General features: G+C 68.9%; 1 protein-coding gene and 1 pseudogene. One reads left to right on the top strand and one right to left on the bottom strand.

The annotated features are described in order from the left end of the window. Nucleotides 1-167: 167 nt before the first annotated feature. Nucleotides 168-12,551 (top strand): filamentous hemagglutinin family protein, encoded by a 12,384-nt coding sequence (locus AC5P6S_RS19665; protein WP_495204724.1) that lies wholly within the window; start codon nt 168-170, stop codon nt 12,549-12,551. Nucleotides 12,552-13,083: 532 nt separating this feature from the next. On the opposite strand, the pseudogene AC5P6S_RS19660 reads toward AC5P6S_RS19665, so the two are convergent. After that, nucleotides 13,084-13,236: pseudogene (locus AC5P6S_RS19660) on the bottom strand (IS110 family transposase); the annotation flags it as partial.

Here is a 13,236-nt window from a genome sequence, read left to right as displayed (position 1 = left end):
ACGCCGGCCCCTGGGCCGGCGTCGCCATTTCCGCGACGGTGCGGCCGCCGCAGTGTTTCGCTGTCGGCTTCGTGTCACGTGAACCGTCTATCAGTGGCAGGGCATGCGTTGCGCGTGCCTCCCCGATCGTCGCCGCAGCCGCGGCCCACCAGGTTGATGAGGTTCCGATGTCGCACCCGCTCCCGTCCGCTGTTCATCCGGCCGCGCCGATGCGCCGCAATCATCCGATGGCGTGGGCCATCGCGGTCGCCTTGGGCAGCATGGTGGCCCCGGTCAGCCAGGCGCAGCAGGCGTTCAGCCCGGGCTGGTTCGCCGAGCGGGGCGCGGCCCAGGGCAGCGCGGCACAGAGCGGCCGGATGCCCAACGGGGTGCCGATCCAGTTCCAGTTGCCGGCCCAGCAGCAGGATGCAGCACGGCAGAAGCTGCAGCAGTCGATCGACAACCTCGGTACGGCTGCGCAGGCGATTGCCCTGCAGCAGCGCCTGCAGGAACAGGCGCGGCAGGCGCGCCGCGAGGCTGGCTTCATCGTTGCTGATGGCCTGGGTAAGGATGGCCTGAGCGTCGACCAGAACCCGCTGACCCGCGGCTGGCTCAATGCGCGCGACGCGATCCAGTCGCAGGGCAGCGACGGGCGGGTGCAGGTTACGGTCGAGCAGACCGCGGACAAGGCGATCCTGAACTGGGAGACGTTCAATATCGGCGGCAACACCACGCTGAACTTCCTGCAGAACCCTGACTGGGCAGTCCTGAACCGCGTCAATGATCCGCAGGCGCGGCCCAGCCATATCCTGGGCCAGCTGAAGGCCAATGGCACGGTGTTCGTGGCCAACCGCAACGGGGTGGTGTTCGGCAACAACAGCCAGGTCAATGTACGCAATCTGCTGGCGGCTGCAGCACGGATCAGCGATGCGCAGTTCCGTGACAACGGCCTGTACAGCCCCGACGCCAGCAGCAGCGCGCTCAGCGATGCATTTGGCAAGGTGATGGTGGAGCAGGGTGCCCGCATCGCGACCCATGAGCCGACCAGCGCGACGCGCGGCGGTGGCTACGTGCTGCTGGCCGGGCACAGCGTGGAGAATGCTGGCCATATCGAGGCGCGCAAGGGCCAGGTGCAACTCGCTGCCGGTGACAGTTTCGTGATCCGGCGCGGCGTGGGTACGGCGACCAATACCAGCTCCACCACCCGCGGCAATGAAATCGCGCCGCGCTTCGTCGCTGGCAGCACGGCGGGCAGCGTGCGCAACACCGGTCTGCTACGCGCCCGCGAGGGTGACGTGACCCTGGCCGGGCGCAACGTCGAGCAGGCCGGTGTGGCCGTGGCCAGCACCACGCTGGCGCAGCGCGGCACCGTGCATCTTCTGGCTTCGACCAGTGATGCCGGCAGCAGCGTCACGCTTGCCGATGGAGCCACCACGGCGGTGCTGGTCGAGGACGATGGCAAGGCCACGGTGCTGGATACGCAGCGCAACAGCCTCATCAAGGAGTCGGCAGAGCAGGACGCGATCCGCGCCGGCGCGCGCTCGGCAACCTTCGACAATCTGTCCCAGCACAATGATCGCCGGGACCAGTCGCGGGTGGAGATCGTCTCGGGTGGCAACATCCATTTCAGTGCGGATTCGCTGACGGTTGCCACGGGCGGCCAGATCATCGCCGACGCGGCAGCCCGCAGCTACGTAGACGACGCGGCACGCGTGGATGTTTCCGGCGCAGTGGGCGTACAGGTGTCGATGGAAAGCAACAATGTCCAGGTCAAGGTGCAGGGCAACGAACTGCGCGATGCCCTGGACAACCGCGACAGCGGCAAGCTGACCAGCAGCGAGGTCTGGGTCGACCGCCGCAGGCTGGTCCACGTTCCGGCCGGTACCGGGGGCTACGCGGGTGAGCGCTGGTACGCGGCGGGTGGCCTGCTGGAAGTGGGCGGCTACCTTGACAATCAGGGGCACTCGATCGGCGAATGGGCCGCGCAGGGAGGCACCGTCCTGCTGGGCGGCAGGGAAGTGATCACGCATGGCGGCTCACGCATCAACCTTGCCGGTGGCAGCCTGGATGTGCAGAGCGGCGTGATCCGGCAGAGCTGGGTGCGCGGCGTCGATGGCCAGGTCTACCGCCTTGATGACGCGCCGGCGGAGATGCTCTTCGATGGCCTGTACAGCGGCCATGAAGTAAAGCAGGAGCGCTGGGGCATCACCGAGACCTTCCGTGATCCGATTGTATTCGCGGCGCAGCGTGTCGATAACGGATACACGGTCGGCCGCGATGCAGGACGCCTGATCATCTCCGCACCGACCGCGGTGCTGGATGGAAAGGTTGAGACGGCTACCTTCCAGGGCGCGCAGCAGAACCGCAGGCCGGATACCGCGCTGGAGGGTTATGCGCAGGCGCAGACGGCGGTCGCGCGCAATGCGCAGCTGTACCTGGGGCGCTACGACGGCCAGGGCCGCAGCGGTGTGTTCGGCTCGGATGTGCGCCTGGATGACAAGGCTCGGACGAAGGCCGCGTGGTCGCTGCTGGCCCCGGTCAACGAAGTGCGGCGTGGCACCGTGTGGCTGGATATCGCAGAGCTGAGTGCCCAGCAGTGGGGACGGATCGACCTGGCGACCGCTGATCGCATCCGCATCGACGGCAGCCTTCGGCTTCAGGCAGGCGGACAGCTCAACCTGACCGGCAGCGAGGTGGAACTGGCAGGCGACATCGGCATCGCCGGCGGCCAGCTGTCGGCGGGCAACCTGCTGGATGTGCAGGGCCGGCCGACGGCGCTGCTGCATGATGGCCGCGCGCGCACCGCCATCGCCGACGGCACGCGGATCGATCTCTCCGGTGAATGGAGCAATGCGTCACTGGCGACGCCGCGCGACGCGAGCGGTGCCTGGACGGATGGCGGCCGCCTGAGCCTGGGCAATAGTCATGACGTGGCCGTGGGCGCCGACTCAACGGTTGACGTCGAGGCCGGTGCTGCGCTGGACCTGCGCGGCAAGGCCCATATCGGCAAAGGCGGCAGCGTCAGCCTGCAGGCGAACAGCAGTACGGTGACGACCGACGGCAGTGGCCGGGTGCAACTGGGCGACGGAAGCCGGTTCAGTGGTCGAGGACAGGGGGGTGGTTCCTTCTCGCTGGGGACCGGTGGCCAGGTGCGGCTGGGCGATGCGGACCTGGCGGGCACATCGCTGCGACTGGACCCCGGCCTGTTCGGCAGTGGCTTCGCGCAGTACGACATCAATGGCCACCAGGGTGTGGAGGTGGCCGATGGCGCGCGGCTGGTCGCTGCCCTGCCAGGCCTGCGCCTGACCCAGGACGCGCGGATGGCGACCGACCGGGCGTCCGCACTGGCAGCGTGGGACGCGCCACTGTACAGCGCTGATCCGTCGAGCGGGCGCGTCAGCCAGCGCGCGGGTGCGAGCATCAGCCTGCGTTCGGAGCGCAACAGCGTGGGCGGTGACCTTCGGGTTGGCAAGGATGCACTGGTGGCGGTCGATCCAGGGCAGACGATCTCGCTGCTCGGTGCAGGCAACATCGATGTTGAAGGCACGCTGCGCGCGAAGGGCGGCCGCATCCTGATCGACGATGTGCGCCCGGAGAACGCGCTGTACGCCGGGCAGCGCACCGAACGCACCTGGCGTTTCGCCGAAGGCGCGCTGCTGGATGCCGATGCAGACGCGATGTCGCTGCCCGATTCCAGCGGCCGCCTGCGCGGGCAGGTGCGCGCAGGTGGGCGCATCGAGATTGGCGGGGCGCTGGACTGGGAGACCACCGCATTCGTCGACAACCGACCACCGGAAGCCTTCGTGGTGGTCGAACGCGGTGCGCGCCTGCAGGCGCGGGGCGCGTCGGCCGAACTGGACATCGATGGCCAGGGCCGCGTGCGCGTGGACAGCGACGGCGGGCAGATCGTGCTGCGTTCGGCCAACGCGCTGTACCTGGACGGCGGGATGGACGCGGCCGCCGGTGGTGCCGGCGCACGCGGGGGCACGCTTGGCCTGGCCTTTGGCGGGAGCATCCATGCACGTGGCGCCAGCGACGAGGTACTGCGAGCGCGTGCGATCAGCCTCAGCCAGCACAGCGCACCGGCGCAGCCACTGCCGGCCACATTGGAATATGGCCACGCCGCGTTGTCGGTCGAGCAGCTGCAGGCCGGCGGTTTCGACAACCTGTCCGTGTTCGGTGACATCCGCGCGGTCGGCGACGTCGACCTGCGCCTGGCCCAGAGCCTGCGCATCCACGGCCAGGGCACTTCGAGCCTGGGCATGGCCGTGGATGCCGGGCTATCGTCTGGGCTGCGACTGAGTGCGCCCTACGTTCGCCTGGCGCAGGCACGCTGGCGCCAGATGCCGGGCGAGAACCTGCAGGGCACCGCCGCGGTCGCTTCGTCCGGGCCGGAAGATCACGCGCTGGCGGTGCAGGCCGAGCTGATCGACATCCGCGACGTCACCTGGCTGCCGGGTTTCAAGCATGTGGCGCTGGAAAGCCGCAGTGACGTGCGCCTGACCAACGGCATTGCCAGCAGTGGCAACACCAGCGCGTTGATGACGGCTGGTTCGATGGACGTGACCGCTGCGCGCCTGTACCCCACCACAGGCGCGATCGGCACGCTGGTGGCCGGCGCGTCGGCGCAGACCGTGCAGACCGCTGATTACTGGACCGATCCGGATGCCGTGCTGCGCATCCACGGCACCGGTGCGGACACGAAGCCGGCGCCGGAATCGGCGCTGGGTACGCTTCGCCTGGTGGCCGCCACGGTGCAGCAGGGCGGCAACGTACAGGCGCCGATGGGCACGCTGCAGCTGGGTGGCCTTATCCAGAACGGAACCGTCGGCAGCCGGGTGGAACTGCTGCCAGGCAGCGTCACCTCGACCAGTGGCGCCGGCTTGTCGCTGCCCTATGGTGGCACCGTCGATGGTGTCGACTGGCGGGTCGGTACGCGCAGCCTGGGTTCGCTGACGCCGGCCGGCATCTCCTCGATGGGGGTGACCCTGAAGGCGAATGAGATCGAGGTGGCGCCGGGGGCCCTGCTGGACATGTCCGGCGGTGGTGAGTTGACCGGTGCCGCCTTTGTGTCAGGACGCGGTGGCTCTGTCGACGTGCTGCGAACGGCGTTGGCCGACGCCAATCCGCGCTATGGATTCAGTGCGTCGGGCAACCCGGTGTATGCGATCGTGCCGGGACGCGCCGGGACATTTGCCCCCAGCGGCGAGGAAGGATTCGCCGCACCGGCCGTGGGCCAGCAGATCACCGTGCCGGCGGGCGTGCCCGGCCTGGCAGCAGGCACCTACACGCTGATGCCGGCAAGCTATGCGCTGCAGCCCGGTGCATTCCGGGTTGAGCTGGGCGCCACCGGCACCTCGGGCATCGCGCAACCCATCGCGACCGGTACCGGCACCTGGCGTGTGTCCGGGCAGCAGCGCACGGCGCTGGGCACGGCAATCTCGCCGTTGCTCACCGACATCCTGCTGACCCCCGCCGCAGTAGTACGCCGGCACTCGGGCTACAACGAAACCTCCTACAACAGCTTCGCGCAATCGGTGGCCGACCGCCGCGGCGAGTCGCGTGGCTGGCAGACCATCGATGCGCTCGGGTTGACCCTTGCGTTGGGCGAAGGCGCAGGTCGTGCAGACACGCCTGCCATCCGCTTCGCCGGCACCGCGCGGTTCGGCGCCGCCACCGACAACGGGCGAGGCGGCACGCTGACAGCCACGTTGGCCAGCCCGGCGGTCGGTTCACTGGAGATCGTCGACGGCGGTGCGCAATCGCAGGCGCGTGATCGCGGTGCCACCTTCAGCGACGACGCGCTCAATGCCTTCCTGCCGGCGCGGATGATGATCGGCGGGCAGTTCAACCAGGAGGCCTCGCAGGTGGCGGTGACCGGCCAGGCGCGCAGCGTGGCGATCCGTTCCGGCGTCACCTTGAACGCACCGGAAGTGCTGGTGGCAGCGGCCTCCGGTGGCAGCGGCGTGCTGGTCGAGGCCGGTGCGACCCTCGATACACTGTCGTTCGCATCCGCCAACGCGAATGCCAGCGCGACCCTGCCTTACCAGGTCTCCGGCGGCCTGCTGGCGGTGTCCAACCAGCGCCTGAACCTGATCACCGGCACCACCGGGGTGGAGGCCGGTCCAGTGGCGATCGACATCGGGGGGTGCCAGACGGCGTGCGACGGCCAGACCCGGCTGGTTTCCGATGGCAGCATCGCGGTAGCGACCGATGGCGCGCTGCAGATGCGCGACTCGGCCAGCTATGGCACCCGTCAGCTCGGCCTGAGCATGGCGGCGCTGAACCTCGGCAGTGCCGAAGCGATCGCCCTGGCCGCTGCGGCAGGGGCGCTGCCCAGTGGCATGACCATGAACCAGTCCGTGCTGCAGCAACTGCTGCGCGGCAATGATGCCACTGGCGCGCCGGCGCTGGACACGCTGAGCCTGGTCGCGCGGGACTCTGTCAACGTGTTCGGCAGCGTCGACCTGGACGCGCGCGACAGTGCCACCGGCCGCAGTGGCCTGCAGACGCTCGTGCTTGGTGCGCAGGCCATCCGCGGCTACGGTGCTGCGACTGACCGGGCGCGCATCCTGGTGGACACGCTGGTCTGGGACGGCTCATTGGCGGCGAGTCAAGCGCCGGGCAGTGACGCGTCGGTGCCGCCGGCCGATCCGATGGTGGACCGGCTCGGCGCCGGGCAGCTGGACATCTTTACCCGCCAGCTGCAGCTGGGGCGGGCGCCATTCAGCCGTCCCAGTTCTGAAGTACCTGCGAACCGGCAGGTGCTCGGATTCAGTGCGCTGAACCTGAGTGCTTCGGAGCAGCTGTCGTTCTCCGCGCAGGGCACGCTGGACGTGTTCCAGCAGCGCGGCGACTATCTGGCCGACAAGGGCTGGCAGTACAGCGGAGGCAGCCTGGGTATCGATACACCGCTGTTGACGGCCGATCCCGCCGCGCGGCTGCGCGTGCGCACCGGCGGCGACTTCCGCCTGCAGGGGGGCACCGGCAAGGCGGGTGGCGATGCACTGGGCAGTGAGCTGAGCATCGACGCCAACCGGATCACGCTGGACAGCACGGTCGCGCTGGCGTCCGGACGGCTGTCGGCGAACGCACGCCAGGGCATCACGCTTGGCAGCCGGGCCGCGTTGGATCTGGCCGGACGCAAGGTCTCGCTGTACGACGTGGACAAGTTCAGCTGGGGCGGCGATGTCCTGCTGTCCAGCGACACGGGTGACATCCGCGCCGATGCGGCCTCCCGCATCGATGTTTCCGCCCGCAACAACCGAGGCGGACGCCTGACGGTCACCGCAATGGCCGGCCGAGCCGATCTGGCCGGTGTTCTGCAGGGTGCCGCCACTGGTCGCTACGATGCCGGTGGCACGCTGGTGCCCTACGACGGTGGCGAACTGGTGGTGCGGGCACGCCAGCTGCAGGACTTCGCCGGCCTCAACCAGCGATTGACCGCCGGCGGCGTCGTCGGCGGTCGCAGCTTCCAGATCGGTGAGGGTGATCTGCGGATCGGCGACGAAGTGAAGGCGCGCCGGGTCGATATCAGCGTCGATGCGGGCAGCCTGACCGTGGCCGGCCGCATCGATGCCAGCGGCGAGCAGGTCGGCAGCATCCGCCTGTACGCCCGCGATCAGTTGCAGGTGGACGGCACGCTGGACGCGCACGGTACCGGCCTGCGCGTGGACAGCCATGGCAAGATCATCGACAGTCCAAACCGGGCCACCATCACGCTGGGCAGCGCCGAAGGTGCCGTCGGCCTGGGCAGCGCGGCGCAGCTGGACCTGCGTGCGGGCAGCGATGTTACCGTCGGTGGACGTCCTGGCCAGAACGATGGCACCCCGCGCGGCACGCTGAAGATCGATGTGCCGCGGCTGGGCAGCAACGACGCGGCGATTGCCGCGGCCACCGGCCTGCGCATCGATGGCGCGGCCGACATCCAGCTCAATGGTGTTCGCCGCTACGACGATGCGCCCCTGGCAGCCACCGCTGACGTGCGCGGCAACCGCGCGCAGCTGGTCACCCAGCAGTGGTTGGACCAGGTGGTCGATCCGCACAGCGTGGCCTGGATCGATGCTGCGCTGGACAACGCGGATCTGCAGCAGCGCACGCGGGCGCTGGGCGATGTCCGCCTTCGTCCCGGCGTGCAGGTGCTGGCGCGGCGCAGCGATGCCAACCCGGACGGCGACCTGACCATTGCCGGCGACATCGATCTGTCCGGCTACCGCTACGGGCCCGAAGCCAACCGCGCCGATCCATCGCGGCGTGGCTTCGGCGAATCGGCCTCGCTGGTGCTGCGGGCCGAAGGCAACATCAACGTCTACGGCAGCATCAACGATGGGTTCGCACCGCCGCCGTCCACGCCGGATGAGGGTGGCTGGCAGCTGTATGAGGGTCGCAATGGCAGCGCGGGGCAAACCCCCTTTGGCGGCGGCCTGGTGGTGCCGGTGGACGGAGTGAAGCTGCAGCCCGGCACCGAGTTCCAGGCCGGCACCCGCCTGAACTATGACGTGCCGGTCGAATCGGTAACGCTTCCGGTCGGTACCGTGCTGCCCGCGCCGATGGTGATCTCGCAGAACCTGCGCCTGCCAGCGGGCACGGTGCTGGGTGCGGCGGTGACCACCGACTCCGGGCAGACGCTGGCGGCGGGCACCGTGCTGCAGGAGCCGCTGGTGTTGGCGGCCGGTGCGCGCCTGGGGGCCGGCTTCCGCCTGCGCAGTGCGGTACAGATGGCGGCACAGGAATGGCCCGCCGGCGCGACGCTGCCGGTTGCGTTGCGCCTGGCACGGGAAGTCGAGCTCAAGGTGGGCGCGTACATCCCATCGTTGACCAAGGTGGAGTTGCCCGGCAACGGGCCGGTGAATCTGCGGCCGGCCGATGCCGGCGGCAACCAGGGGCGCAACTGGGCGCTGGCGCCGATGCTGGCCGAGGGCACCACCTCCTGGGACCTGACCGTGGTTGCCGGTGCCGATGCCGGGGCAGCCGACCCACGCAGCCGGCGCTGGGGCAGTGAAGGCAGCGTGGTGCTGGCCGACACCCACCAGGGCTCGATCGGTACGGTCAAGACCGAAATCATCTGGGTGGGTGATCGTGCGTTGACTGAGCGGGCATCGCTGGACTGGATCGGCGACACCTCCTATGCAGGCCGTCCGATTGCGGAGTTGGCCGACATGTTCGGCTTCACCGAAGACGAGTTCTGCGCGATGTCGGCCGACTACTGCGGCCCGGCCCCCCGCCAGGTGGCCGCGCAGGGCTCGCTGGATTACTGGGGCGACGAGTCCTACGTAGGCACCCCTGCGAAGGACTTCGCCGCGATGTTTGGCATGACCGAAGACGAGTTCTGCAGCACGGCGCCCACCTACTGCGCCGGCGGCGGCACGCAGACCGAAGTGACCACTTACGGCAAGCGCGCAGGCACGCCGGCGTGGAGCGTGCTGCGCACCGGCAAGGGGGACCTCGAACTGCTCGCTGCCGGTGATGTCGTGATGAAGTCCGGCTTCGGTGTGTACACGGCGGGCGCTCCCACCACGCTGGGCGAGGGCCGCGACGCTGCCTTCAATTCGCCCCGTGCAGCAGCCCCCAGGAACACCGCACTGCTGGGTCCGAACCTGGTGCCGGGCAGCTATGATGCCGCGTTGGCCGGCTACCAGGCCTGGTATCCCGATCATGGCGGCAACCTGCGCGTCGAAGCCGGGCGAGATATCGTCGGTGACGTCTGGACCGGGCGCGCAGAGTCGGGCACCAGCGAGCGCGACTGGGCGCTGTACTCCAGTGCCGCGGTCGGCAATTGGCTGTGGCGGCAGGGAACCGGCAGCACCACCGGTGTGGAGCCGGTGCCGACCAGCTGGTGGGTGAACTTTGGCGCCTACACCAACGTGTCCGCTGCTGCTGGCGCCTCTCCGCGGATGGTCGGCTTCACCGGCTTCGGTACATTGGGCGGCGGCAACTTGACGCTGGAGGCCGGGCGTGACGCCGGCGTGCGCGATGCGATAGGTGACGCGCTGGACTCGACGATCGCACCGCGCTCGGGTGCGATCATCGCGGCGGTGGGATCGACCGGCCGGGTCAGCGATGGCCAGCTGCACCTGACCGGCGGCGGCGACCTGCAACTGCGTATCGGTGGCGCACTGAATCCGAATCTGCGGGCGACGTTCTCCAGCCTCAATGCCTCCAGGGCGGGACAGAATCTCGATCTCAACGGTACCTTCAGCAATCTGCGTGGCAGCCTGCAGCTGGATGCGGGACGCATCGGTGCAATGGGCGTCACCCTGGAAAGCTACGCGACGCTGGGCCAGCTGCGTGCGGCCGATCTGTTCGCCGCCGACGCCGCTCGCCCGATGGGCGGGCCGGTGCTGGTGCTGGGCGATGCGGTCGCGCAGCTGCAGGCGCGGGGCGATGTGGTGCTCGGCGGCGTCGCCGATGCCGGCCGGGTTCCGCTGGCCAACTACAGCGCGGTGCTGCTGGATGATGGCGCGCGCGCTGCAGGCAGTACGTGGTTCTCCCTGTGGACCGCCAACACGGCCGTGGATCTGTTCAGTGCCGGTGGTGACCTCGCGCCAGGCCTCGCCGGGCCGGAAAACGTGACGGGCAGCAATCTGTGGCGCGAGCAGGTCCAGCTTGTTGTGCGTGGCGGTGATGATCTGCTGAATTACTGGCTCTATCCTTCGCGCTTCAGCGCGATTGCTGCGCAGGGTGACATCAAGCTGGACCGGATCAGCACCACGCCGGGGACGCAGGATGTGATCCTGCTGGCACCCTCGGCGACAGGACGGCTGGACGTCCTGGCCGGTGGCGGCATCTTCGCCCAGCCTGGCGCGACCCAGATCGCGCGCTCGGCCAGTGACGCGCGCCTGCCGGGACCCTTCGACCCGGCATTCATGGCCGAGCAGGGTGATTCCGCAGGCAATGTGACCCGCACGCGGCACAACCTTTCGGTCGACGGCAACATTGCATCGCCGGACGCGTCGCTTCCGCTGTTTGCGTTCGGTCCGAATACTCCGCTGTCCTCCGTGTCTGCGGCCCTGGCGCCGAGCCGTTTCTACGCGGTGCAGGGGGACATTATCGGCCTGGCCACCGGCGCCCGGCGCACGCTGAATCCCAACGCGGGGCAGCGCACGCAGTTGAACTGGTTCGAAGCCGCCGGCGCCGTGCAACTGCGGGCAGGCCGGGACATCCTCGGGGTGTCGATGACCGCGTTGAACACCGCGCCCACCGACATCACGGTGGCGGCGGCAGGCCGCGACATCGTGCATCTGAACGCGACCATCGCTGGCCCCGGCAACACCGAGATCAGTGCCGGCCGCCAGCTGCGCCAGGAGGATGCGGGCAGCATCGTCAGCCTCGGTGGCATCGTGCAGGGCGACACCCGTCCCGGCGCCAGCATCGCGCTGACGGCCGGCAACCAGCAGATCGACTTCGCGGCCCTGCGTGCCCGTTATCTGGACCCAGTCAACCTTGCCGATCCCGCGCAATCGCTTGCATCGCAGCCGGGCAAGGCAGTCAAGGTCTACAACCAGGAGCTGAAGCAGTGGCTGCAGCAGCGCTTCGGCGTGGCTGCCGACGGCGACGGGGCGCTGGCCGCGTTCGATGCGCTGCCGCAGGAACAGCAGCGCATCTTCCTGCGCCAGGTCTATTACGCCGAGCTGCGCGAAGGTGGAAGGGAATATACCGATGTAGAAGGGCCCCGCTTCGGCTCCTACCTGCGTGGGCGCGAAGCCATCGCCACGCTGATGCCGGACAGGAATGCGGCCGGTGCGACGATCGACCGTACCGGCGACATCGTGATGTACGGTGGCTCCGGCGTGCGTACCGAGGCGGGCGGCAACATCGAGCTGATGGCACCGGGTGGGCAGATCGTGATCGGTGTGCAGGGCGTGGTGCCACCTGCCAGCGCCGGCCTTGTCACCCAGGGGCAGGGCGATATCCGCCTGTTCAGCCAGGACAGCGTGCTGCTGGGCCTGTCGCGGGTGATGACCACGTTCGGCGGCGACATCCTGGCGTGGTCGGAGCAGGGTGACATCAATGCCGGTCGCGGTTCGCAGACGACGCTGCTGTACACGCCACCGCGTCGCGTCTATGACGGCTGGGGCAATGTGATCCTGTCGCCGCAGGCTCCCGCCAGTGGCGCCGGCATCGCGACCTTGAACCCCATCGCCGAAGTACGACCGGGCGACGTCGACCTGATCGCACCGCTTGGCACCATCGACGCGGGCGAGGCCGGTATCCGCGTCTCGGGCAACATCAACCTGGCGGCGCTGCAGGTGCTCAATGCCGCCAACATCCAGGTACAGGGCGAGAGCAAGGGCCTGCCGGTGCTGGCATCGGTGAACGTCAATGCGCTGGCCTCGGCCAGTGCGGCAGCCAACAGCGCCAGCCAGGCGGCACAGGATGTGATGCGCAAGAGCCAGGACGAGGCACGGCGCAACCAGCCGTCGGTGATCAGCGTGCAGATCCTCGGCTTCGGCAGTGGCACCAGCGCCATCAATCCGCCGGCGCGTGGCAACACTGCCAACAGCGGCTATGACGCCAACAGTGCCTTCCAGTTCCCGCAGGCAAGTCGCGACGAGGGCACGCAGCGCCGGTAGGTGCCGTCCTTGGTCGGCACACGTTGCTGCCCACCAAGGTCGGCAGTAGATCCACGCCATGCGTGGATGCGACCGGGCCGAAAGAACGAACAGCATCGGGCCAGCCGCCACGGAACGGCAGCGGCCCCAGCCAGGACGGCACCGAAGGCAGGGAGCGGCCATCAGCGGTGAGGACCACCGACACGGCGCCGCCGGGTGCAGGAGAGCACCCGGCGGCAGGCTCGGCAGTAGATCCGCGCCATGCGTGGATGGCTGGGCCAGCCTCAGTGCCGACCAACGGTCGGCACCCACCAAAGCAGGCCGGGCAGTAGAAGCCGCTCGGCAGTAGATCCACGCCATGCGTGGATGGCTGGGCCAGCCTCAGTGCCGACCAACGGTCGGCACCCACCAAAGCAGGCCGGGCAGTAGAAGCCGCTCGGCAGTAGATCCACGCCATGCGTGGAAGGCTGGGCCAGCCTCAGTGCCGACCAAGGTCGGCACCCACCAAAGCAGGCCGGGCAGTAGAAGCCGCTCGGCAGTAGCAACTGTCTTGTCAGGGGCAGCTGAGGGCCACCTCGGCGTCTCGCTTACGGGCGTTGAGGATCACCAGCATTTTGCGCATGACCGCCACGAGCGCCACCTTGCTCGCTTTGCCCTTGGCCTTCAGGCCAGCGTAAAACGCGCGCAGCCTTGGCTCGTACCGGAT

Source organism: Stenotrophomonas sp. YJH_SMC_119 (assembly GCF_059368315.1).
The sequence above is the reverse complement of the archived record's forward strand: the minus strand, read 5'-3'. Positions and strand labels throughout refer to the sequence as shown.